This is a genomic window from Kitasatospora aureofaciens, assembly GCF_019192735.1.
Classification (GTDB): Bacteria; Actinomycetota; Actinomycetes; order Streptomycetales; family Streptomycetaceae; genus Kitasatospora; species Kitasatospora aureofaciens_A.
Genome location: NZ_JAHTKP010000007.1, coordinates 188433 through 209817, shown reverse-complemented (window position 1 = coordinate 209817; position 21385 = coordinate 188433). Strand labels below are relative to the sequence as shown.

Genomic DNA, 21385 nt, shown 5'->3' with positions numbered 1-21385 from the left:
CTACACCCACGTCCTGGGGCGGGCGCGGTTGGCCCGCTCCACCATCTCGATCCTGGTCTCGGCCCGGTCGGCCAACCGGGCGAGTACCCGGTAGGACTGTTCCAGGGCGAAGCGCAGTTCCCGCTCGTCCGCGGGCCGTCCCAGCACCGTCGGCCGGGCGGGCCCGGACGGCCCGCCGGAGCCGGCGGAACCCGCGGTGACCCAGCCGAGGGCCGCGTGCAGCACCTCGACGGACAGCTCCTCGCGGCGGCGGTCGTCCAGCCGAAGCGCCGTCAGCTGGTCGGAGCCGGCCGCGAGGTCGGTGCCGAGCGGCTCGGTGGCGTCCCGTTCGCGCAGCCGGGCGCGGACGGCGGCGATCCGGGCGGCGGTGTACTGGCTGGAGGTGGCCGGGACGGACTCCAGGACGCGGACGGCGTCGGGCCGGTCGCCCTCGCCGAGGCGGACCCGGGCGAGGCCGAAGGCGGCGCTGAGGTAGGACTGGTCGGTGGTCCAGACGAGCCGGTAGAACTCGGCCGCGTCGCCGGCGTCGCCGAGCAGTTCGGCGCAGATGGCGAGGGCCAGCTTGGGTGCGCTCTCGCCGGGGAAGGCGTCGTAGACCGCGTCGAAGGCCTCGGCGGCGGCGCGCAGCGAGGACGCGTCGGGGGCACCGGGGCCGTCCGGGCCGGCTGCGGCGCCGACCAGGGCGGCCAGGCCGCGGTACCAGACCACCCGCCAGTCGTCCGGGTGGTCCTGCTCCAGCGCGGCGAGCGCGGCCACGGCCTCGGTGCGGCGGCCGAGTTCGAGCTGGGCGCGCAGCTCGCGAAGCCGGCGCTCGACGGAGTCGGACGGCGCGCCGGCCAGCGCCGCGAGCGCCTCCTCGGGGTCGGTGGCGAGCAGCGTGGCGAGGAAGCCGGCGTTGGGGTCGGCGGGGTCGACCCGGGGGACGGGCAGCGCGAGGGCGGCGGCGGCCGGGTCGAGGGCGGCCACCCGGAGCTGCCCGGCCTGCTCGGTGGGCAGTACCAACTCGGTGTCGACGACGCGCAGTTCGGGCCCGAACAGGGTGGAGAGCGCGGGCCGGGGCCGGCCGTCCTGGAGGGCCAGGATCTCGCGCAGCACGCCGGTGAGCTGGTCGGCCATCTCCTCGGCGGAGGCGAACCGGCGGGCCGGGTCCGGGTCGGTGGCGCGGACCAGGAAGCGGTAGTAGGACTCGTAGCGGGCGAAGACCTCGACGTCCTCGGGGCCGGGCAGCGAGTCGCGGTAGGTGGTGCTGTAGCCCTGGAAGTCGAAGGTGAGCACCGCGAGGGTGCGGGCCACGGTGTAGAGGTCGGAGGCGGGCGAGGGACCGACGCCGGCGATCTCCGGGGCCTGGTAGCCGACGGTGCCGTAGATCGGGCCGTCGTGGTCGAGCCGGCAGACCGCGCCCATGTCGATGATCTTGAGCGTGTCGCCGCTCTGGATCACGTTGTCGATCTTGAAGTCGCAGTAGATCAGGCCCCGGCTGTGCAGGTACCCGAGCGCGGGCAGCGCCTCCAGCGCGTACGCGATCGCCACCTCCACCGGCAGCGGCTCGCGCCGGCCGTCCGCGGTGCGGCGCTCGTTGGCGATGTCCTTGAGCGACTTGCCGCCGACGAACTCCATGACGATGTAGCCGTCGGTGGAGCCGCTGCCCATGTCCAGGTGCTCGGCGAAGTTGATGATCCGGACGATGCTCGGGTGATCCACCTCGGCCAGGAAGCGCCGCTCGGCGACGGCCGCGGCCAGCGCGTCCTCGTCCCCGGTGTTCAGCAGGCCCTTGAGCACGACCCACTTGTCGTTGACCCGGCGGTCCACCGCCAGGTAGATCCAGCCGAGGCCGCCGTGCGCCAGGCAGCCCACCACCTCGTACTGGCCGCCGACCAGGTCCCCGCGGCGCAGCTTGGGCGTGAACGAGTACACCGTCCCGCACTTGGTGCAGAACCCGTCCGGGCGGCCCGGGCGGCCGTTCTTCTCCCGGCCCACCGGGGACTCGCACTTGGCGCAGTAGCGCTTGCGCTCCGGCACCTCCGGGTTCTCCAGCACCGCCAGCGACGGGTCGGCGGTCTCCACGGTCGGGACGGTCACCAGGCCGGCGCCGAGCCGGTTGCGGGTGCCCGCGCTGCCGCTGCCGCGGGTGCTGCGCACCGAGACCGAGCGGCTGCTGCCGGTGCGGGTCGAGCGGTGCGAGCGGGAGCGGCCGGACATCGAACGGGACGAACCGGTGCGCGTCGAGCGCACCGAGCCGCTGCGCGCCGACTCCCCGGAGACCCGGGCCGAGGGCACGTACGGCTGGGTGAGCCCGGTGTCGCCGCCGGGCGCGGTGAGGCCGCACTCGTCGCAGTAGCCGTCCGCGTCGATCGTGCCGGAGCAGTCGCGCGGGCAGGGGGAGCCGGGGCCCGCCGGCGCCTTCGAGGGATTCGCGGGACTCGGGGGAGCGGCGGTCGCGGTCTTCGTGCTACCGCCGCCCGCCGGAGCCAGCCCGCACTCGTCGCAGTAGCCGTCGGCGTCGATCGTCCCCGTGCCGGTGCAGTCCGGCCGTACGCACGCCTCGCCCATCAACCTCAGCCCCCCTGTACCTGTCCGTCGACCGGCGTCTGGCCGGTCTCCTCGTGTGCGGGCTCGGCGTGCGCCGGCCGCAGCGACTGCTGGAAGCGGGCCACCGCGGCGGCCGCCGCCCGCAGGTCGCAGGGCGCGCTCCACAGCAGCCAGCGCGCCTTCTCGTACCGCTCGATCACCTCGGGGTCCTCGGAGACCCGCAGCCGGCCGGCCATCGCCCTGTATGCGTCCAGCCGGCCGCGCAGTTCCGCCCGTACGGCCAGCGGCTGGGTCACCTCGGTGAGCGACTGCCGGGCCCGGGCCAGCTCCTTGGCTGCGGCGTCCTCCAGCGCGTCCAGCAGCGGCGCCAGCCGGCCCCACTGCCCGCCCTGGCGCAACTCCAGTGCCACGACGATCCGTTCGCGCAGCGCCGAGGCGGGCCCCGGCACGGCCGGCACGTCGCTGGCGGCTATCTTCGCCAGCACCTCGCCGCGCGCCCGGCGGGCCTCGGCCAGCGTGGCATCGGCCCGCTGGAGCAGGTCGCCGACGCCCTGCAGGCGCTCCTCGGCGTCGTCGCGCAGCCGCAGCAGGTTCTCCAGCTCCAGCCGGACGCCGTCCAGCGCCCGCCCGGCCCGGTCGAACCGCTCGGTGTCGACCATCCCGGACGGGGAGGCGAACGCGCTGCCCTCCGGCACGGTGCCGCGCTGGGCGGGCACCCGGGCCGGGCGCCACAGTGCCAGCGGGTCGCTGCGCACCTCGGTGCGCAGCTCCGTCAGGTCGGCGTCCAGCCCGGCCAGGTCGTCACCCAGCGGGTGGCTGCCGGGGTGCACGCCGAGCGAGGCGGCCAGGGTCTGGACCCGGTGCAGTTCGGCGAGCAGCAGGTCGATCCGGGCCGGCAGCGCGGACCAGACCGCGTCGGCGGCGCTGACCACCTCCAGGACGCTGGCGTACCAGGAGTTCATCCGGGCCACCAACGCGTCCAGGCTGATCCGCTCGACCAGCTTGGCGGGCGCGCCGAGCAGCTGCGGGACCTCCGGCAGCGCGCCGCCCGGGACGGTCACCGCGTCGCCGGTCAACAGCTCGCTCAGCTCGGCGAGTTCGGGCCCGCCGAGCTTGCCCTTGCGGGCCCGCACGGCGCGCGCCGAGGCCAGCGCCTCCGAGTAGCGGTCGAACAGCGCCCACAGCAGCGGCAGGCCCTGGCCGGCGACGGCCCAGCGCTCCTGCGTCCGCCCGGTCAGCTCGGCGCCGTCGAGCAGCCGCAGGCCCGGGTGGTCCTGCAGGGCCAGCAGCGCCATCTCGACCGCGTCGCGCTCCGCGGTGAGGCGCGCCAGCGCGCGGTCCACCTCCTCCCGGCTCAGTACCGGGCCAGCAGATGCCACTGCCGTCCTTCCTTTCCCTGCATTCCGACCCGGCCGTGACAAGCGCCGGATCTCCCCGTGCACGACGGGTCTCCCCGTGGTGATCGTCCCGAACCCTAGCCGGTGCTCCTTCTGGCGTTACGGGCGCGGGGCGTCAAGACGGCGTCAACGGGCCGCTTGTGCGCTGTCCGTGCCCCTAGGGCCCGTCTGCGTTCGATGCGTGGTCGGCGGCCCGTCAGTGGGCCGCCGAACCCGGCCAGTAGTGGTCGGCCTCGTTGAGCATGTACGGCTTGAGCCACCGCTCGTACGAGCTGCGCCAGGCGCCGCTCGCGTAGTAGTCGGCGAGCACCTGGTTGACCCGTGCGGTGAGATCGGGGCTGGTCTTCAGCATCGCGACGCCGATCACCTCCGGCTGCACCTCGCCGTCCACCACACGCACGGTCTGGTCCTGGGCGGCCTGACTGGCCGCCAGGCCGTCGTCGGTCATGGTGGCGTCGACCTTGCCGAGCTGCATGAGGACCAGGCAGTCCAGGTGGTTCTCGACCGGGACGATCTGCTTCGCGGTCTTCTTGGCGTCCAGCACGCTCCGGGCCGTGGAGCCGTTCGCGGCGCACACCGTCTTGCCGTTGATCGCCTCGTCGATGCTCTTCGCCGGGGACGCGCGGGGGACCAGGACCCGCTGGGTGATGTTGAAGTACGGCTTGGAGAAGGCCACCTTCTCCATCCGGTCGCAGCTGATCGTCATGGTGCGGACGATCAGGTCGACCCGGCCGAGGTTGATGGCGTCGATCCGGTCGGCGGTCGCGACCGGCTTGAGCACCACCTTGTCCGGGTCGCCGATGATGGCGGTGCCGATCGCCCGGGCGAGGTCGATGTCGAAGCCCTCGATCTGGCCGGTGTTGGGGTTGCGGGCGCCCCAGCGGTAGCTGTTCTGGTCGACGCCGATCACCAGGCTGCGCTTGGCCTTGATGGCCTTCACCGCCGGGCCGTCCTCGCTGCTCGGCGGGACGCTCTTGTACACGTCGCAGGGTGCGGCCTGGTCCTGCTGCCCTTGCTGTCCCTGCTGAATGCCCTGTGGTGCCGTGGCCGCGAGCGGTGCGGCGCCGGACGGCCCGCCCCCGCCGAGCACGGCCGCGCAGGACGCGAGCAGGGCCAGCGCCGTCACCGACCGGGTCCGTACGGTCCCCTTGCGCATCTGTCCGTTCCCCCTCTACCGGTACTCGGCCAGTCGGCGGCCGAGGCCGCGCAGCGCCGCCGCGGCGGCCGCCAGGCCCAGCAGCGCGACCGCGACGGCCGCGGTGCGCAGGTCCCCGTCGGTGCCCTCGGCGGCCTTGCGGAACTCCTGCTGCTCGATGTCGGCGGCCTTCGCGAGCAGTTGGTCGGTGGCGTTGAATGCGGCGTCGGCGGTGCCCGGCGCCTTGGCCTGGTCGGCCGTCACGGTCGCGTCCAGGGCGCCCTGGTAGTCCGCGTTGTCGGTCTCCGACTTCCTGGCCTTGTCGTGCCGTTCGTACCAGGTGTCGTACTGCTGGGCGGCATCGCGGACCGTCCGGTCGGCGACCGCGGGAGCGAGGTTGACGGCCTCGGGCAGCGAGCCGGCGCGCTGCAGCATCGGGAGATCCTTCTGCGCCGGCACGGCCAGGCCATTGGTGGTCTTGGACCACTGCTCCGCGTACTTGGTGGTGGAGCCGCGGGCGACGTAGTGCAGGTTCTCGGCGAGCCGGGCGGTCAGCACGTCCACCCGCGCGGTGTTGAGCGCGCGCAGCGGGGTCGCGCCGTTGCGGTCGCTGTCCTTCAGCGCGGTGCCGGTGGACGCGCTGGTGACGGCCAGCCAGAACGCGCCGGCCAGCACTGCGGCGGTCGCGAGGAGCAGGCCCGGGTTGAACACCCGGTTGGTGCGGCGGAACAGCACCACCTGCACCCAGACCAGCGCGCCGACGGTGAGCACCGCCAGCGCGTACGCCCCCCACGGCACGGCCTTGGCCGCGGCGTAGTCGTCGGCGAGCTCCTGGTTCTCGGCGGCCGTCAGCTCGGCGGCGGCCGGCAGCAGCACGTTCTGCATCTGGTCGGAGGCGTAGCGCAGGTAGGCGCCGCCGAGCGGGAAGCCCTGCCGGTTGTCCGCCCGCGCGCTCTCCACCAGCCCTGCGTAGACCGGCAGTTGCTGGTTCAGCCTGGCCAGCGAGCCCTGCGCGGGGGAGGCGGCGGTGGTCCGGGCGGCGGCCTCGGCGATCAGTCGGGCGGCCGTCGACAGGTCCTGCTCGTAGCGGTCCCGGACGGCCTTCGGCTCGGCGCCGGCGAGCAGGAAGCCGGTCGCCGCGGTGGTGTCCGCGTCGGCGAGCGAGCGATGGATGTCCGCCGCGTCCCGGCTCAGCGGCTGGCTGTACGACACCACCCGCTCGGCCGCCTGCGCCCTGGTCTCCAGCTGCCAGGCGGTCAGCCCCCCGAACGCCACGGTCAGCACCGCCAGCACCGCCCCGGCCAGCCGCAGCCGGCCCGGCGCGGTCCGCGAGGCGCGCGTCAGCCGGGCCTTCAGGCCGGACGGCGTGAGGGCCGAGGGCGGCCGGCTCGCGGGTGCTGCGCCGGGCCGTTGCGCCGGGACGCCCGGCCGGGGCGGTGGCGCCGGTGGACGGTTCGGCCGTCCCGGGACCACGGCGCCCGGTGCGCCGTTACCTACTGGTGTCGCCACCCGCCTCATCCTCCCCTGGGGCCGGCCCGTCGTCGAGGGTCCGGCCGATGCCAGCAGTATGGCCGTCAGTCCCCCCGGCCACACCCGAGTTGCGCCGATCTTGAGCTTCGCCGTGCACAGTTGGGGCCCGCCGCCTCCGCTCGGTCTTCACGTGTCCGCCGGGCTCTGCCGGGCGGAGGCGGGTGGCGATCGGTCCGACGCGGGTTGCACCCTGTGCGGTTCCCCGGGGTCGTCGTGGTGACGCGGGCGCGACGCCCGTCCGGCCGTCGCCGTCGGGGCGTCCGTGCCCGTGCTCCGTACGATGGGGACCATGCGCCTGCTTGGAACGATCACACCCGACCGCCCCCTGCTCGTCGTCGCCGTCCGCGAGGAGGCCGCCCACCTCGACGACCGGCTGCCCGTGCTGCTCACCGGGATAGGGAAGATCAACGCCGCCGCCGCACTCGCCACCGTCCTCGCCCAGGGCGAGAAGCCCGCCGAGGTGATCAACCTCGGCACCGCCGGCGCGCTGCGCCCCGGCTGGGAGGGCACCCACCACGTCACCCAGGTGATCCAGCACGACCTCGACAGCCCCGCCCTGCTCGCCCTCACCGGCCGCAGCTACGGCGCCCCGCTGGTGATCGCCAAGGGCGACGGCCCGATCCTGGCCACCGGCGACCTCTTCGTCTCCGACCCGGCCGCCCGCGACCGCCTCGCCGAGCACGCCGACCTGGTCGACATGGAGGGCTACGCGGTCGCCACCGTCGCCCTCCGCGCCGGCGTCCCGGTCCGCCTCGTCAAGCACGTCAGCGACGAGGCCGGCGCCGGCGCCGTCCACACCTGGCAGGAGTCCGTCGACACCTGCGCCCGCCACCTCGCCGACTGGGTCGCCGCCCAGGGCTGGTGACGGTTCCTCAGGTATTTCGCGGGCCCTAGAGTGGCGCGGTGACCGAGAACACCGCGCCGCTCAAGCGCTCCGATGTCCGTCCGCCCGGCGTCAACGCCGATGAGCCGACCACGCTGCTGACCTTCCTCGACTACCTGCGCGAAGCCGTGATCGGCAAGCTCGCCGGCGTCTCGGACGAGGACGCGCGGCGGCCCGGCGTCGCCTCCGGGACCAGCCTGCTGTGGCTGGTCCGGCACCTCACCCTGGTCGAGCTCCACTGGTTCGAGTGGGCCTACCAGGGCGTGGGGGACAAGCCGGCGGAGTCCGACGACGTGCCGCTGGACGGGGCCACGGTGGCGGAGGAGGTCGCCGCGTACCGGGACGTGATCGCCCGGGCGAACGTCGTGGCCGCCGCCGTCGGGGCCGAGCTGGACCGGCCGGGGGTGCGCTCGCTGCGGCCGGACGGCGAGGCGCCGTCGATGCGGTGGGTGCTCGTCCACATGATCGAGGAGACCGGGCGGCACGCCGGGCACGCGGACATCATCCGCGAGCAACTGGACGGTGCGGTCGGGCGTTGACCTGGGGAGGCGGGCGCGCTCCCCGGGGAGCGCGCCCGCTGTTCCGTAGGCGCTCAGGCGTTTCAGGCGTCGAAGAGCGAGAGGTCGAGCGCGTTCAGGCGCTCCGGGTCGGTGAGCACCTCGATCGTGGCGATCGCGCCCGCCACGACCGTGAACGCCATGACGGACAGCGGCTTCCCGTTGGGGCCGATCACCACCGCGCCCGCCGTGCCGTTGATCAGCGCCGGGCGGGCGAACGGCGACAGCTTGCCCCACAGCACGGCCTGGCCGGCCACCGTGGCGGCCCCCGCGAACACGACCGAGTGCCGGGCGCGCAGGGCGCCGCCGTCCGAGCGCAGCACCACGTTCGGGTCGAGCACGGCCACCAGCGCGTCGAGGTCGCCGTTGCGGGCCGCCGCGAAGAACGCGTCCACCGCCTCCCGCTGGCGGGAGAGGTCCTTGTCGGGCGCCGGCGCCTGCCCCTGCACCCGGCGGCGGGCCCGGCTGGCCAGCTGACGGGTCGCGGCGGCGGTCTTCTCGATCAGCGGGGCGATCTCCTCGAACGGCACCGCGAACATGTCGTGCAGCACGAACGCGACCCGCTCGGCCGGCGACAGCGACTCCATCACCACCATCAGCGCCAGTCCGACGGAGTCCGCGAGCATCACCTCCTGCTCGGGGTCCACCACCCCCGCCGGCCCGATCACCGGGTCCGGGATGCGCGGCTCGCCCGACGGTCCCGCGTCCAGCGGCTCCTCCCGCCGTTGCGCGCGCGAGCGGAGCAGGTTCAGGCAGATCCGCGAGACCACCGTGGTCAGCCAGCCGCCGAGGTTCGACACCTCGTTCGTGTCGGTGCGGTCGTACCGCAGCCACGCCTCCTGGACGGCGTCCTCGGCCTCGGCGAGCGAGCCGAGCATCCGGTACGCGACGGCGCGCAGATGGGCCCGGTGCTCCTCGAAGAGGGCGGTCCGTCCGGCCGGCACAACGTTCTCGTCCACCGTGTCACATTCCTTCGTCGCCGTGGGTCAGAGCAGCAGAGGCACACGCAACCTAGCCGCTGTGGCCCGGAGATCAACTCCCGGGCCGGCTGTGGCCCGGACGAATCGGAGACTCTCGTGACGAACACCCCCGTACTCGTGACCGGCGGCACCGGGACCCTCGGCCGCCACGTCGTCCCGCTGCTGCGCGCCGCCGGGCGGGACGTCCGCGTCCTCAGCCGACACGGCGGCGCTGCCGCCGACGGCGCCTCCGAGGCCGCCGACGGTGTGACGTACGTGCGCTGCGACCTGCTCGGCGACGCGACCGGTCTGGCGGACGCGCTGGAGGGCGTCGACACCGTCCTGCACCTCGCGGGTGGCCCCAAGGGCGACGACGCCGCCACCCGCACCCTCGTCGCGGCGGCCCGCCGGGCCGGGGTGCGGCACCTCGTCTACATCTCGGTGATCGGCGCCGACCGCATCCCGCTCGGCTACTTCCGCGCCAAGCACGTTGCAGAGGAGGCGGTCGCCGACTCCGGCGTGCCGTACACGATCCTGCGCGCCGCCCAGTTCCACGACCTGGCGCTCACCGTGGTCGAGAAGATGGCGAAGCTGCCGCTCGTCCCCGTCCCCGGCGGCGTCCGCTGGCAGCCCGTCGACGCGCGCGAAGTCGCCGCCCGGCTGGTCGAGTTGGCCCTCAACGAGCCCGCGGGCCTGGTCCCCGACCTGGCCGGCCCCGAGGTGTACGCCATGGGCGAGCTGACCCGCGGTTACCTGCGCGCGCTCGGCCGCACCCGCCCGCACCTGCCCGTCCGGGTGCCCGGCAAGGTCGGCCGCGCCTACCGTTCGGGCGCCAACCTCACCCTCGCCGGTGCCGAGCAGGGCCACCGCACCTGGGAGGACTTCCTCGCCGAGCGGCTGGCGTCCTGACCCTGCCGCAGGTGCCGGTTAGGGTGGCCGCCATGACGTCGCTGCTCGCCGCCATCCGCGCCAACCCCGCCGCCCTCGACTACCTGCTCTGGCCGGGGGACTTCGACCTGGAGCACTACCCGCACGTCGAGGAGGTCGTCCTCGCCTCCGGCGAACCCCTGGAGCCGGTGGCCAAGGACGGCGCGGGCGGCACCTTCTTCTTCTGCGGCGAAACCGAGTTGGGCGAGGCGCGTCCCGTCCTGTACGCCGACTCCGAGGGCGGCGCGGCGCTCATGGCCCTCGACTTCCGCGAGCTGGTCCGGCTGCTGCTCACCGTGCCCTGGTGGCGCGACTGCCGCAACCTCACCGCGGAGGAGAGCGCCGAGGCCGCCGAGCAGTACCTGGAGGACGAGCCGGACCTGTACGCCGACCGCGACGCCGCCGCCCGCGCCCTCGGCCTGGACCTCCCCACCGAGGCGGAGGCCCTCACCCGCCTCCGCGAGGTCGCCACCGGCCCCGGCCGCGCCTACGTCCTCCTCAACGCCGAGGAGGGCTGCGCCTACGAGCCGCTGATCACCGGCTGAGGGTTGCCGACCCGGAGGTGCTGTTCACCGGCGGCGGTGGCCTGTGGACCTCCGCCGGGGCCGCCGCCGGGATTGACCTGTGCCTGTACGAGTACTTCACCGTGGCGCGGAGGGGTTGAGCGGGAAGTCGGACCGGCCGACTTCCTGCGCCGCCCACGGGACGGACGAGCGTCTTGGACGTTTGTATTGCACGTACGTCTGAGTTCTGGATATGGTCTTCTCGTCAGCCACTCCACAGGGGGAACAGCGATGAACGACGCCATCCGTTCCGAACTGACCATCGACGGCCGCCGGCTCTCCTACCTCGACTTCGGCGGCACCGGCCGTCCGCTCGTCGCGCTGCACGGGCATCTGGGGGAAGGGGCCATGTTCGCGCAGCTCGCCGCGTCGCTGGGCGGTGAGTGGCGGGTGATCGCCCTCGACCAGCGGGGACACGGCGATTCGGACCGGGCCGGGGACTACTCGCGGGAGGGATACCTGGCCGACGTCCTGGCGCTGCTGGACCACCTCGGGCTCGACCGCGTCGTGCTGCTCGGCCACTCCCTCGGGGGCATCAACGCCTACCAGTTCGCGGCCCGCCACCCCGAGCGGGTCGGCGCGCTCGTCAACGTGGACGCGCCCGTGGTGTTCGGACTGGAGGGGCCGAACCCGCTGAGCTTCGTCCTTGAGATGCCCTACGACGCGCCCACGCGCGACGCGCTCGTTGCCGGACTCGGCCCCGCCGCTCCGTACTTCGCCGACCGGCTGCGCGAGAGCCACGACGGAAGCTGGCGGCTGCCGTTCCACCCGCAGGACATGTACGACTCGGAGGAGCAGGTGCATGGCGACCACCGGGCGGACTGGACAGGCAGCAGCTGCCCCGCCCTGCTGATCCGGGCGACCAACGGGGTCATCCCCGCCGAGCAGGTCGAGGCCATGATCACTGGCCGCCCCGGCACGGTGCTGGCGGAGCTGGACGCCGACCACCTGCTCGTCACCACCGCCCCCGTCGAATTCGGGGACGCCGTGCGGGAGTTCCTCGCGACCGTGTGAGCATCGTATGAGCGGAGTGCGGCGGGGCGGCGGCCCTCAGCGCCGCCGCCCCCGTTGGCTTCTCGGCAGCCGGACGGTAGTTCGTTGAGTCAAACCCCACCTTGGGGTGAACCTCAGAACGCGGTCGGTGGACGGAGAACGAGGTCGGCGACGGTGTCTCGGAGGTCTCGCGAGGGGTGGGGAGGTGGAAGTCGTGCGGGCGAGGAGCGTGGAACACGGTTCCCCCAACGGGCCAGTCGTGCTGGGTTGTTGGGCTCAGTATCCCGGGTGAGGCGGGCTGCCCCTGCGCAGGAAGTCGGCTGGGTCGACTTCCTGCGCGCAGCTGTGTGTCACGGCTGGGTGGTTCGCGCGCGCTCGCGGCAGCGGTCCAGGGCGGGCTTGATGCGGGGGTCGGGCGGCGTGCGGGAGGCGAGGAGTTCCCCGGCCGTGATCAGGGCCGTCCAGTAGTGGGTGGGGTCGCCGGTGCCGGGGCGGGGCTGGGTGGCGGCGAGGGAGAGGAACGCGGCGGTCAGGTTGCCGGTGACGAACCAGCGGGTGAGGCCGTGCTGGTGGCCGGCGCGGATGCCGCCCATGGCGTCGATGGCAGCGAGGAACTGGTCGACGACGGCCAGGTCGTGGGCGTCCAGGGACTTGGGGACGTCGAACACGCCGAGCGCTTCGAGGAGTTCGCCGGTGTCGGCCTCGCCGCCGGGGCGGGCGTTGGCGAGCAGGGCGTCGAAGCAGTCGTCGAGGCGGCAGGACGTCTCGTCGGCGGGGATGCCGAGGGCGCGGCAGACGGCGCGGGCGGAGCCGGCGGGTTCGCGGGTGCGGCGGGCGAGGGTGGTGTAGACCTCGGCGGGGGTGGCGCCGGTGTCGAACGCGTGCCGGGCGATGGTGACGGGGGAGGGCGATTGCATCGGGGCTTACCTTCAGACGGCGAGGACGGTCGGGGCGTTGCCGAAGATGAGGTCGGTGAAGCCGGGCGCGGGGGCGATCAGGGCCCACACGAACTTGCCGATCCCGCCTGCACGCGGGCAGCAACCCCAACGCTCGGCAAGCTCGTTGACGATGAACAGGCCGCGCCCGTTCTCGTCCTGGGGGGGGAGGAGGGGCGGAGGGACGGGCGGCCGGTGCCGGCGTCGTGGACTTCGAGGCGGAGGTGGGTGTTGACGAGCGAGAAGCGGATCTCGACGAGCCGGTCGGCGGGGGCGTCGGAGTGCTGGACGGCGTTGGCGAAGATGTACTCCGAGAGCCTCGATCGCGGGCATTCCAGTGATGATCCGGAGATCGTGGCGAGGCATCGCCGCAGCTATGATCTGCTCCACGAGGAGGCACTCTCAGCGGCCGACTCGCTCGCGCTGATCGCCGATGCGCTGGAAGGGTTCAGAGATGACGAGGAACGAGCTCGCCGCGACCGCCTGGCGAAAGAGCAGCTACAGCGGCGGCAACTGCATCGAGGTAGCCCCCGGATTCCCCGGCGTCGTCCCGGTGCGTGACTCCAAGGACCCGTCCGGCCCCGCCCTCGTCTTCCCTGCCCCGGCCTGGGAGGCCTTCGTCGCCGCCGTCCGCGAGGGCGACTTCCCGGCGTAGCCCGGGGGTGGTCAGAAGCGCCCCTCCCGATGGTCTACTATTTACCCATCACCCAGATGCGCGGGTGGCGGAATAGGCAGACGCGCTGGATTCAGGTTCCAGTGCCCGAAAGGGCGTGGGGGTTCAACTCCCCCCTCGCGCACATAGGTCAACCGACCCAATTCGGCCGGTCAACCCGACACCATGTCGAGTTGACCGGCCGTTTTGATGGCCGAGAACGCAGATGGCCCCTCACGGTTTCGTGAGGGGCCATCTGCGTCTCCGCTGGTCAGTGCTGCGGGGCGGACGGGTTCAGGACCGCTCCCGCAAGACTGTCCACGGTGGAGCCCTTCCGCACCTGTCCCGCCCCCACCGCCACCTCGGGGAGATCGCCGCTCCGGGCCCGGTCAGTCGTCGCTCAGCGTGCGGGCGTAGACCTGCCAGCTGCCCGAGCCGGTGCCGCTGCTGCCCGGGACGAGGTTGGTGCTGGTGGAGGTGAAGACCACGGTCGCCCCGTCGTCGGCCGGGAACGGGCCGTACGCGCTGCCGTTTTCCTCGGCGCTGTCGGGGGCCGTGCTGATCGGCTCGGTGTGTCCGGTCGTCAGATCCTGGCGGTAGAGGTCGTACCGGGCCTTGTTGGCGGGGATGACCGTGTCGGAGCAGCCTCCGGAGAAGTAGATCCACTGGTCGTCGGCGGTGATGGCGGCCGACGGGTCCGCCCAGCAGACGGCCGCTGGGTTGGCCGACGTCCTGATGCTCTTCACGTCGTCCGTCCACAGGTCGTGGATGAAGAGCTCGGTGCGGGCCTTGCCGCCGGGCAGCGGGGTGGCGCCGAGGGCGTAGACGGCGTAGCGCCCGTCGGGGCTGAGGCGGATGGCCGGGGCTGCGGAGCCCGACCCGCCGGTGGCGTCGAGGCTCGCGAGGGTGGTGCGGCCGCTGTCCAGGTCGTAGGTGTAGAGGCTGGTGTACCGCAGCCGGAGCAGTTCGGCGTCGGGTGCCCCCTGGGCCGGTGGGATCAGGTTGGAGGCTTTGGAACTGAAGCCGACCGTGCTGCCGTCCGCGCTGATCACCGCGTTGCCCGAGTCGGCGCTGGCGGGATTGCCGTCCGCGCCGGTGGTGACGAGGCGGGTGGTGCCGGTGCTGCGGTCGGTGACGTAGACGTTCCGCGCGTCGGGCTTGGTGGCGGCTCCGGGCACGAGGTCGGTGCGGGTGGACATATAGGCGACGTACTGGCCGTCGGCGCTGATGGACGGGGCCCAGGCGCCGTTGCGGGTCTGGTCCCCGCCGCTCGCGGTGCCGGCGGTGACCAGCTGGGTGTGGCCGGTGGCGCGGTCGCGGACGTAGACGTTCCCCCAGCCCTTGGCGGGTTGCCCGGGCACCGCGTTGGCGGCGCCGCTGCTGAACACGACGTAGCGGCCGTCACCGCTGATCCCCGCCGCCTCGCCGACGCCGGCCAGTGGGGTGCCGTCGTCGGCCAGGCTGACGAGTTCGGTCCGGCCGTTCCGGAGGTCGCGGACGTACAGCCCGAACGTGATCGTGCCGGTCCCGGTCCCGGGCAGCAGGTTCGTCGCCTCCGAGCTGAACAGGGCGTACCGGCCGTCGGCGCTGACCCCGAGGGCGGTGGACTGGTGGTCGGGCCGGGCGCCGTTCACCCCGACGTCGACCTGGCTGGTCAGGCCCCACGCCGGGTCGGCCTGGGCGGGCGTGGCGGTGGCGGCGAGGGCTGCTGCGGCGGCGAGCGCGCAGGCGGCCCGTGCGATGCGGGTTGTTCGGTTGGCCGATTGCATGGTGATTCGTCCTCCCCTGATGGACTTGCCCGACCCACCCCTGCTCCCCTGTCGGTGGGTTCGGGGGAGAGCCAATCGTCGGGTGCCTCCCGTGGTCAACGGGCGGTTCGATCCTGGCTGGAAGTGGGCGAGTCGGCTCGGCTGTGCGGTGGGGCCGTCAGGGTCGGCGCGGAAGGTCCGAAGATAATGCTGTCGGCGGATGTCGAGGACCCGGCCCCCGCTCCGACCGAAGGGTGACAGCGCGCCGGTGCACGGCGCGCGAGCACGGAGAGGACACCCGACATGAAGTACCTCGCGATGATCTACGGCAACCAGGAGAAGTGGGACGCCTTCCCTGCCGAGGCGTGGCCGGAGGCGATCACCAAGGTCGAGGCGTTCAACGCCAAGTACCGCGAGAGCGGCGAGCTGCTCGGTGCGTACGGTCTCGCGGACGCTGCGGCCGCCCAGCTGGTGCGCCGGGCGGACGGTGCGCCGGTCGTCACCGACGGGCCGTACCTGGAGACCAAGGAGTACCTGGCCAGCTTCTACCTCCTCGACTGCGAGAGCCTGGAGCGCGCCCAGCAGATCGCTGCGGACTTCCCGTTCGCGGACGCGGAGCCGGTCGAACTGTGGCCCATACTGCACGAGTCCCCGTCGAACCCGTCGAACGCGGCGGACGCGTGAGCCCGCTGAACCACGGTGTCGAGGACCTGCTGCGCGAGCTGGCGCCGCAGGTCCTCGGCGTGCTCGTTCGGCGGCACGGCGGCTCCGCATTCGACGCGTGCGAGGACGCGGTGCAGGAGGCGCTGCTGGCCGCCGCGCTGCAGTGGCCCGAGGGCGGGGTGCCGGAGAACCCGCGCGGCTGGCTGGTGACCGTCGCCTCCCGCCGGTTGGTCGACCAGGTGCGCAGCGAGTCGGCGCGGCGGCGCCGCGAGGAGGCGCTGGCGCTCGCCACCCCGCAGTCCGCGCTGCTCGCGCCCGCGGCCGACGCCTCGGTTCCGGACCGGGACGACTCGCTTGCTCTCCTGTTCCTCTGCTGCCACCCGGCGCTGTCCGTGCCGAGTCGGATCGCGCTGACGCTGCGCGCGGTCGGCGGTCTGAGCACGGCGCAGATCGCCGCCGCGTTCCTCGTGCCCGAGGCGACGATGGCGCAGCGGATCAGCCGAGCCAAACAGACGATCAAAGGGCTGCCCCTGGATGCGGGGGCTGTTGACCGACTTGCCGAGGTCCGGCACGTGCTCTACCTGGTCTTCAACGAGGGCTACACCGTCACCGCCGGCGAGGAGTTGACCGCACCGCAGCTGTCGGCGGAGGCGATCCGCCTCGCCCGGATGCTCCTGCGCCTCGTCCCCGAGGACGCCGAGACGGCGGGGCTGCTCGCGCTCATGCTGCTCACCGACGCCCGCCGCCCGGCGCGCACCGGGGCGTACGGCGAGCTGGTGCCGCTCGCGGAGCAGGACCGGGGGCTGTGGGATCGTCAACTCCTGGCGGAGGGCGTGGAGTTGCTGGAGCGGACGCTGCCGGGCGGGCGGGCCGGGCCGTACCAGGTGCAGGCGGCGATCGCGGCCGTGCACGGTGAGGCCGAGCGCGCGGACGCCACCGACTGGCCGCAAGTCCTCGCCCTGTACGACGTGTTGCTGCGCTTCGACGCGAACCCGATGGTTGCTCTCAACCGGTCCGTCGCCGTGGCCATGGTCCACGGTTCGGCCGCCGGGCTCGGGCTGCTCGCGGAACTGGAGGGCGACAAGCGGCTCGCCCGCCATCACCGGCTGCTTGCCGTGCGTGGCCATCTGCTGGAGTTGGATGGGGAGTTGGGTGAGGCGGCCCGCGCCTACCGGGAGGCTGCCGCCCGTACGGCGAGTGCGCCCGAGCGGCGGCACCTCGCCGGGCGGGCGCGGCGGTTGGAGGGCCTAACGTGATGCTGCCCGGCGCGCCCGTAGCTCGTGCAGCCACCCGCGGACCTGCTCGTCGTCGTGCAGGTAGCCGGCCGTCGGGCCCGGTCGGAGGTCGATCCCGGCCAGCAGGTCGAGCGCCCACCCCTCCAACTCACCCCACTCCAACCGGTCGTCGACCAGCCGGCGGCAGGCCCACCGGTCCGCGTCGTCCCGGCTCAGCCGGCCTTCGAGCAGCGCGACGAAACGCTCCTCGATCTCGTCGAGCGTCGGCTGATGCCTGTCGTCCTCAAGGTGGCTGATCACGTGCCCACGATCAGGCGTAGCGCTCCCAGAACTCAACTGTCTGCTCGCACTTCTCGTCGAAGTCCGGATCTTGCTTGCGGGCTCCGTCCTCCAAGGCCGGAGGCGGAATGCCCGCCCGTCGCCCGCCGCCCGTCGCCGGTCGTCAGTCGTACGGTCCTGGTCGTGCCGTAGCCGCTCGTCGACGCACGGACGTCTATGGATGCCACATCCTCCCACTGCACTGTCACGGGCGGGAGGGGCTGGGCCGACGACCGGGCCCTCGCGGCGGCTTGTTGACGGGTCTTCTCACAGCGGGCCGTGGCGCCCATCATGGGGGCTCCCCAGAGAGCGCCCAGGAGGCAGAGATGACGATCCCACTCCCCGTCCGGATCCAGGCCGCCGTCGTCCGGGGCGCGTACGCGCTGCCGGAGGGGGTGCGGCGGGCGATCGCGGGGGCGCCGGTGGTGCGGGACGGGCAGACGCTCGCGCTGGACGCGCAGTTGATCCTGAAGCTGCAACGGCTGTCGAAGTCCCACCTGGTGCTGCCGGGCGGGGTCGGGCCGTCGCGGGCGGCGATGGAGTACGCGCGCTTCCTGGTGGGCGGGCCGACGATCGGGTCGGTGGCCGTCCGGGAGGTCGGAATCCCTTCGGAGCACGGCGAGTTGGCGGCGACTCTGTACACGCCGGCCGGGCTGGGGGATCGCGCAGGGCTGCTCGTGTTCTTCCACGGCGGCGGCTGGGTGATCGGCTCCCGGGCGAGCCACGACCACGTCGCGCGGTTCCTGGCGAAGCGGGCGGGGGTGCGGGTGCTGTCGGTGGAGTACCGGTTGGCGCCCGAGCACGTGTTCCCGACGGCGGCGGACGACGCGCTGGCCGCGTTCGACTTCGCGCACGCCAAGGCGGGCGACCTGGGGGCGGATCCGGAGCGGATAGCCGTCGGCGGGGACAGCGCGGGCGGCAACCTGGCCGCCGTCGTCGCCCAGCGGGCGGTGCGCCGGGGCGGGGCGGCGCCCGTCTTCCAGCTGCTGCTGTACCCGGCGACGGACGCGTCGACCCGGCGGCCCTCGCGGGGCCTCTTCGCGGACGGGTTCCTCCTGACCAGCGACGACATGGACTGGTTCGCGGACCACTACGCGCCCGAGCCCGTGGACCGTACGGACCCGCGCCTGTCGCCGCTGCTCGCCGAGGACCTGGGCGGCCTCCCGCCCGCGTACGTCGGTACGGCGGGCTTCGACCCGCTGCGGGACGAGGGCGAGGCTTACGCGGCGGCGCTGCGGGCGGCGGGGGTGGCGGTGGAGCTGAGCCGGCAGCCGGACCTGATCCACGGGTACGCCCATTACCTCGGCATCGGGCACCGGTTCCGCGAGGCGACGGCGGAGGCAGCGGGGGCGCTGCGGAAGGCGCTTGGCTGACGAGGGCTCTGCTTGGAGTCGGGCGTTCTGCTCGCTGACGAGCGCTTTGCCGGCGAGCGCTCGGCGCGAGGCTCGCGCTCCTGGCTCGCGCTCCTGGCTCCGCACCCGGGGGCGCGGGCCCTTGTCGTGCGCGCCCCCGGTCTGCGGCACGGGGGGTTCTCGGGGGCGGGCTCTTATTGTACTGTCCGTCTAATAAGCGGGTGAGCGGGAACCCGCAGGAGTAGGCACCTGGAGGCAGCCATGGCTCTCACCGACCCGGCGGCGCGAAGGCGTGACCATGGACGCGCAGACGCCCACGGCCACACCGCCGACGACGACAACGTCTCGAAGCGGCTGCTGGAGTCGGCCGCCATGCTCTCCTACGACCCCTCGACCGAGATCGACTGGGCCGCGCCCCTCCCGGACGGGCAGTACGGGCTGAACCCGGAGTGGAGCACGCTCTACGGCACCCGGCTGTGGGGCGAGATGACCGAGCAACAGCGGGTGACCCTCACCCGCCACGAGGTCTGCTCGATCATGAACACCGGCATCTGGTTCGAGATGATCCTCCAGCAGATGGTGCTCCGCGACCAGTACCTCAAGGACCCGGCCGGCGCCGAGTTCCGCTTCGCGCTCACCGAGATCGCCGACGAGTGCCGCCACTCGATCATGTTCGCGCGCGCCTGCGAGAAGATGGGCGTCCCGGCGTACCGGCCGAACAAGGTGATCGCGCAGTTCGGGCGGGCGTTCAAGGCGCTCGCGAAGGGCGAACTCGCTTACGGCGGCATCCTGGTGGCCGAAGAGGTGCTCGACGTCATGCAGCGCGACTGGATGCGCGGCGAGAACGTCCTGGAGATCGTCCGCGGCACCTCCCGGATCCACGTGGTCGAGGAGTCGCGGCACATGAAGTTCGCCCGCCAGGAGATCCGCGAACGCCTGCGGTACGCCGGCCCCGTCCGCCGGCGCACCTCGGCGACCGGCATCGCCATGGGCGCGTACGTCATCGTCAGCAGCATGGTCCACCCGGGTGTGTACAAGGCAGCCGGGCTCGACGTGGCGCGGGCGCTCGCCGAGGTGCGGTCCAGCGAGCACCGCAGGGTGATGATGCGCACCAGCTCCCGGCACCTGATGGCCTTCCTCGCCGAGGCCGGGCTGCTCACCAGCCGCTCGGCGTCCATCTACCGGCGCATCCACATGCTCTGACGTCACGTCAGAGATCGAGATCGCCCCCTCGGATATCCCCCACGCAGCGAGGACCCCACCCCGGCCATGGCCTACGCGATCACCCAGACCTGCTGCAACGACGCCTCGTGCGTGTCCGTCTGCCCGGTCAACTGCATCCACCCGACGCCGGACGAACCCGAGTTCGGCACCACCGACATGCTGTACATCGACCCGGCGGCGTGCATCGACTGCGGCGCCTGCGCGGACGCCTGCCCGGTCGACGCGGTCTTCCCGGTCGACCGGTTGCGCGGGCCCGACACCGTGTTCGGCGACCTCAACCGGGACTGGTACCGCGACCACCCCAGCGACCACGCCTGGGGCGCGCCCGCCTTTCCGCGCAGCCTGCCCGACGGCCGCGGGCAGCTGCGGATCGCCATCGTCGGCACCGGGCCCTCCGCCGGGTACACCGCGCAGGAACTGCTGCGCAGCACCGGCGCCGAGATCACCATGATCGACCGGCTGCCCGTCACCGGCGGCCTGCTGCGGCACGGCGTCGCGCCCGACCACCAGTCGACGAAGCGGATCGCGGAGAGCTTCGCGGGCGTCTTCCACGACCCCCGGCTGCGGGTGCACCTGAACGTCGAGGTCGGGACGGACGTCACGCACGACGAACTCGCCGTCCACCACCACGCGGTGGTGTACGCGGTCGGCGCGGCGGCCGACCGGCGGCTCGGCATACCCGGCGAGGACCTGCCCGGCAGCCTGCCCGCCACCACCTTCGTCGGGTGGTACAACGCCGAACCGACCGTGCCGGCCGACGCGGTGGCGCTGTCCGCTGCCGGTGCCGAGCGGGTGGTCGTCGTCGGGAACGGCAACGTCGCCGTCGACATCGCGCGCATTCTGCTGACGGACCCGGACCGGCTCGCCGCCACCGACATCGCCGACCACGCGTTGGCGGCGCTGCGCGGCAGCCGGGTACGGGAGGTCGTGCTGCTCGCCCGGCGCGGGCCCGAGCAGGCGGCGTGGACCCGGTCCGAGTTCCTCGCGCTGCGCCAACTGCCGGGCGTGGACGTGGTGGTGGACGATCACCCGGAGGTGCGGGCGGCGATCGGGGCGGCGGCGCCGGACTCGCGGGCCGCGCTGCTCGCCGGGCTGCCGCTGGAACGGTTCGACGGGGAGGCGGAGCCGGGGCCGGGGCGGCGGATCGTGCTGCGGTTCCTGTCGGCGCCGACGGCGCTGACGGGGGAGGGGCGAGTCTCTGCTGTGACCGTCGGGCGGACCACTCTCGCGGGCGAGCGCGCCTCACTCACCGGCGAGGAGGACGTGATCCGGGCCGGCCTGGTCGTCCGCTCCATCGGCCACCGGGGCGTACCGGTCCCGGGCCTCCCCTTCGACGAGGCGGCGGCCACCGTCGCCCACCGCGGCGGCCGCGTGATCGACCCGTCCACCGGGCTCGCCCTGCCCGGGGCGTACGTGGTGGGGTGGGCCAAGCGCGGCCCGTCCGGCGGTATCGGCGCCAACCGCGCCTGCGCCCGTGAAACGGTGGACGCATTCCTCGACGATGCCACCGCCCGAGCCCTCCCCACCCCGGCGGCCACCCGCAAGGACTTCGACCGCCTCATCCGCCGTCGCCGCCCCGACGCCGTCGGCCTGAAGGAGCTGCGGGCCGTCGACCGCGCCGAACGCACCCGAGGCGAAGCCGAAGGCCGCCCCCGGGTCAAGCTCGCGACGGTACCGGAGCTGCTGGCGGCGGGGCGGAGGAAGGGGTAGGCGGGGCGAATATGTAGGTCGGTCTACTGATTCGGCGGCCGCGCCGGCCGCGCTGGGGGACGAGCACGCGCAGGA

Annotated in this window: 19 protein-coding genes and 1 tRNA gene; 12 read left to right on the top strand and 8 right to left on the bottom strand. The window is 73.4% G+C overall.

The window, feature by feature from the left end; all coding sequences use genetic code 11:
* From KV557_RS10840 to KV557_RS10825, 4 genes are all read right to left on the bottom strand, one after another.
* Entirely contained in the window at positions 1-2550 is a 2550-nt protein-coding gene (locus tag KV557_RS10840; protein WP_218199602.1) for a serine/threonine-protein kinase, read from the bottom strand.
* A 5-nt stretch (positions 2551-2555) separates the two neighbouring features.
* Positions 2556-3908, bottom strand: coding sequence for a hypothetical protein (locus KV557_RS10835; protein ID WP_218199601.1), 1353 nt, complete (start codon positions 3906-3908; stop codon positions 2556-2558).
* Between the two features lie 214 nt (positions 3909-4122).
* A complete protein-coding gene (locus KV557_RS10830; RefSeq protein ID WP_218199600.1) occupies positions 4123-5082 on the bottom strand; it encodes a glutamate ABC transporter substrate-binding protein in 960 nt (319 codons plus the stop codon).
* A 15-nt stretch (positions 5083-5097) separates the two neighbouring features.
* The gene (locus KV557_RS10825) at positions 5098-6570 is read right to left on the bottom strand and encodes a hypothetical protein (RefSeq protein ID WP_218199599.1); all 1473 of its coding nucleotides are present in this window, start codon (positions 6568-6570) and stop codon (positions 5098-5100) included.
* Between the two features lie 310 nt (positions 6571-6880).
* On the opposite strand from KV557_RS10825, the gene KV557_RS10820 reads away from it, so the two are divergent.
* Together KV557_RS10820 and KV557_RS10815 are read left to right on the top strand one after the other, a co-directional pair.
* Entirely contained in the window at positions 6881-7456 is a 576-nt protein-coding gene (locus KV557_RS10820) for a nucleosidase (protein ID WP_256177197.1), read from the top strand.
* A gap of 38 nt (positions 7457-7494) precedes the next feature.
* Positions 7495-8013, top strand: a complete 519-nt coding sequence (locus KV557_RS10815; protein WP_308129840.1) for a DinB family protein — start codon at positions 7495-7497, stop codon at positions 8011-8013.
* A gap of 62 nt (positions 8014-8075) precedes the next feature.
* Here KV557_RS10815 and KV557_RS10810 read toward each other — a convergent pair whose 3' ends face one another.
* Positions 8076-8990: a sigma-70 family RNA polymerase sigma factor gene (locus tag KV557_RS10810; protein WP_308129839.1), complete on the bottom strand. Its 915-nt coding sequence runs from the start codon at positions 8988-8990 to the stop codon at positions 8076-8078.
* A 117-nt stretch (positions 8991-9107) separates the two neighbouring features.
* Between KV557_RS10810 and KV557_RS10805 the strand changes: the two genes are divergently transcribed.
* The 3 genes from KV557_RS10805 to KV557_RS10795 all read left to right on the top strand — a co-directional run bounded on the left by KV557_RS10805 (position 9108) and on the right by KV557_RS10795 (position 11494).
* Complete coding sequence (locus tag KV557_RS10805; protein WP_308129838.1) at positions 9108-9899, top strand: SDR family oxidoreductase; 792 nt, start codon at positions 9108-9110, stop codon at positions 9897-9899.
* Positions 9900-9931: 32 nt separating this feature from the next.
* Positions 9932-10462 carry a hypothetical protein gene (locus KV557_RS10800; RefSeq protein WP_218199596.1) on the top strand — a complete coding sequence of 177 codons (531 nt, stop codon included), beginning with the start codon at positions 9932-9934 and terminating at the stop codon, positions 10460-10462.
* A gap of 249 nt (positions 10463-10711) precedes the next feature.
* Positions 10712-11494 carry an alpha/beta fold hydrolase gene (locus tag KV557_RS10795; protein WP_218199595.1) on the top strand — a complete coding sequence of 261 codons (783 nt, stop codon included), beginning with the start codon at positions 10712-10714 and terminating at the stop codon, positions 11492-11494.
* A gap of 329 nt (positions 11495-11823) precedes the next feature.
* On the opposite strand, the gene KV557_RS10790 is transcribed toward KV557_RS10795, so the two are convergent.
* Entirely contained in the window at positions 11824-12390 is a 567-nt protein-coding gene (locus tag KV557_RS10790) for a hypothetical protein (protein WP_218199594.1), read from the bottom strand.
* Between the two features lie 472 nt (positions 12391-12862).
* On the opposite strand from KV557_RS10790, the gene KV557_RS10785 reads away from it, so the two are divergent.
* Both KV557_RS10785 and KV557_RS10780 read left to right on the top strand, forming a co-directional pair.
* Positions 12863-13063 carry a DUF397 domain-containing protein gene (locus KV557_RS10785; RefSeq protein ID WP_218199593.1) on the top strand — a complete coding sequence of 67 codons (201 nt, stop codon included), beginning with the start codon at positions 12863-12865 and terminating at the stop codon, positions 13061-13063.
* Positions 13064-13121: 58 nt separating this feature from the next.
* Positions 13122-13205: transfer RNA gene (locus KV557_RS10780), tRNA-Leu, on the top strand.
* A gap of 244 nt (positions 13206-13449) precedes the next feature.
* Here KV557_RS10780 and KV557_RS10775 read toward each other — a convergent pair.
* A complete protein-coding gene (locus tag KV557_RS10775; RefSeq protein WP_218199592.1) occupies positions 13450-14829 on the bottom strand; it encodes a hypothetical protein in 1380 nt (459 codons plus the stop codon).
* A 282-nt stretch (positions 14830-15111) separates the two neighbouring features.
* Here KV557_RS10775 and KV557_RS10770 point away from each other — a divergent pair, with 282 nt between their 5' ends.
* Both KV557_RS10770 and KV557_RS10765 read left to right on the top strand, forming a co-directional pair.
* A complete protein-coding gene (locus KV557_RS10770) occupies positions 15112-15492 on the top strand; it encodes a YciI family protein (protein ID WP_218199591.1) in 381 nt (126 codons plus the stop codon).
* A complete protein-coding gene (locus KV557_RS10765) occupies positions 15489-16727 on the top strand; it encodes an RNA polymerase sigma factor (protein WP_218199590.1) in 1239 nt (412 codons plus the stop codon). Before KV557_RS10770 ends, KV557_RS10765 begins: the two co-directional genes overlap by 4 nt.
* On the opposite strand, the gene KV557_RS10760 is transcribed toward KV557_RS10765, so the two are convergent.
* Positions 16719-17006 (bottom strand): hypothetical protein, encoded by a 288-nt coding sequence (locus KV557_RS10760; protein WP_218199589.1) that lies wholly within the window; start codon positions 17004-17006, stop codon positions 16719-16721. The genes KV557_RS10765 and KV557_RS10760 overlap by 9 nt on opposite strands.
* Before the next feature lie 344 nt (positions 17007-17350).
* Here KV557_RS10760 and KV557_RS10755 point away from each other — a divergent pair, with 344 nt between their 5' ends.
* The 3 genes from KV557_RS10755 to KV557_RS10745 all read left to right on the top strand — a co-directional run bounded on the left by KV557_RS10755 (position 17351) and on the right by KV557_RS10745 (position 21310).
* Positions 17351-18397: an alpha/beta hydrolase gene (locus KV557_RS10755; RefSeq protein ID WP_218199588.1), complete on the top strand. Its 1047-nt coding sequence runs from the start codon at positions 17351-17353 to the stop codon at positions 18395-18397.
* 240 nt (positions 18398-18637) lie between these two features.
* Complete coding sequence (locus KV557_RS10750; protein WP_218199587.1) at positions 18638-19579, top strand: AurF N-oxygenase family protein; 942 nt, start codon at positions 18638-18640, stop codon at positions 19577-19579.
* A 66-nt stretch (positions 19580-19645) separates the two neighbouring features.
* Positions 19646-21310 carry an FAD-dependent oxidoreductase gene (locus tag KV557_RS10745; RefSeq protein WP_218199586.1) on the top strand — a complete coding sequence of 555 codons (1665 nt, stop codon included), beginning with the start codon at positions 19646-19648 and terminating at the stop codon, positions 21308-21310.
* Positions 21311-21385 lie beyond the last annotated feature (75 nt).

Bases quoted from the DNA above. Each gene is read 5' to 3' on its own strand.
- KV557_RS10840 (WP_218199602.1), bottom strand. From the start codon at position 2,550: ATGGGCGAGGCGTGCGTACGGCCGGACTGCACCGGCACGGGGACGATC.
- KV557_RS10830 (WP_218199600.1), bottom strand. From the start codon at position 5,082: ATGCGCAAGGGGACCGTACGGACCCGGTCGGTGACGGCGCTGGCCCTG.
- KV557_RS10820 (WP_256177197.1), top strand. From the start codon at position 6,881: ATGCGCCTGCTTGGAACGATCACACCCGACCGCCCCCTGCTCGTCGTC.
- KV557_RS10800 (WP_218199596.1), top strand. From the start codon at position 9,932: ATGACGTCGCTGCTCGCCGCCATCCGCGCCAACCCCGCCGCCCTCGAC.
- KV557_RS10795 (WP_218199595.1), top strand. From the start codon at position 10,712: ATGAACGACGCCATCCGTTCCGAACTGACCATCGACGGCCGCCGGCTC.
- KV557_RS10790 (WP_218199594.1), bottom strand. From the start codon at position 12,390: ATGCAATCGCCCTCCCCCGTCACCATCGCCCGGCACGCGTTCGACACC.
- KV557_RS10785 (WP_218199593.1), top strand. From the start codon at position 12,863: ATGACGAGGAACGAGCTCGCCGCGACCGCCTGGCGAAAGAGCAGCTAC.
- KV557_RS10775 (WP_218199592.1), bottom strand. From the start codon at position 14,829: ATGCAATCGGCCAACCGAACAACCCGCATCGCACGGGCCGCCTGCGCG.
- KV557_RS10770 (WP_218199591.1), top strand. From the start codon at position 15,112: ATGAAGTACCTCGCGATGATCTACGGCAACCAGGAGAAGTGGGACGCC.
- KV557_RS10755 (WP_218199588.1), top strand. From the start codon at position 17,351: ATGACGATCCCACTCCCCGTCCGGATCCAGGCCGCCGTCGTCCGGGGC.
- KV557_RS10750 (WP_218199587.1), top strand. From the start codon at position 18,638: ATGGCTCTCACCGACCCGGCGGCGCGAAGGCGTGACCATGGACGCGCA.
- KV557_RS10745 (WP_218199586.1), top strand. From the start codon at position 19,646: ATGGCCTACGCGATCACCCAGACCTGCTGCAACGACGCCTCGTGCGTG.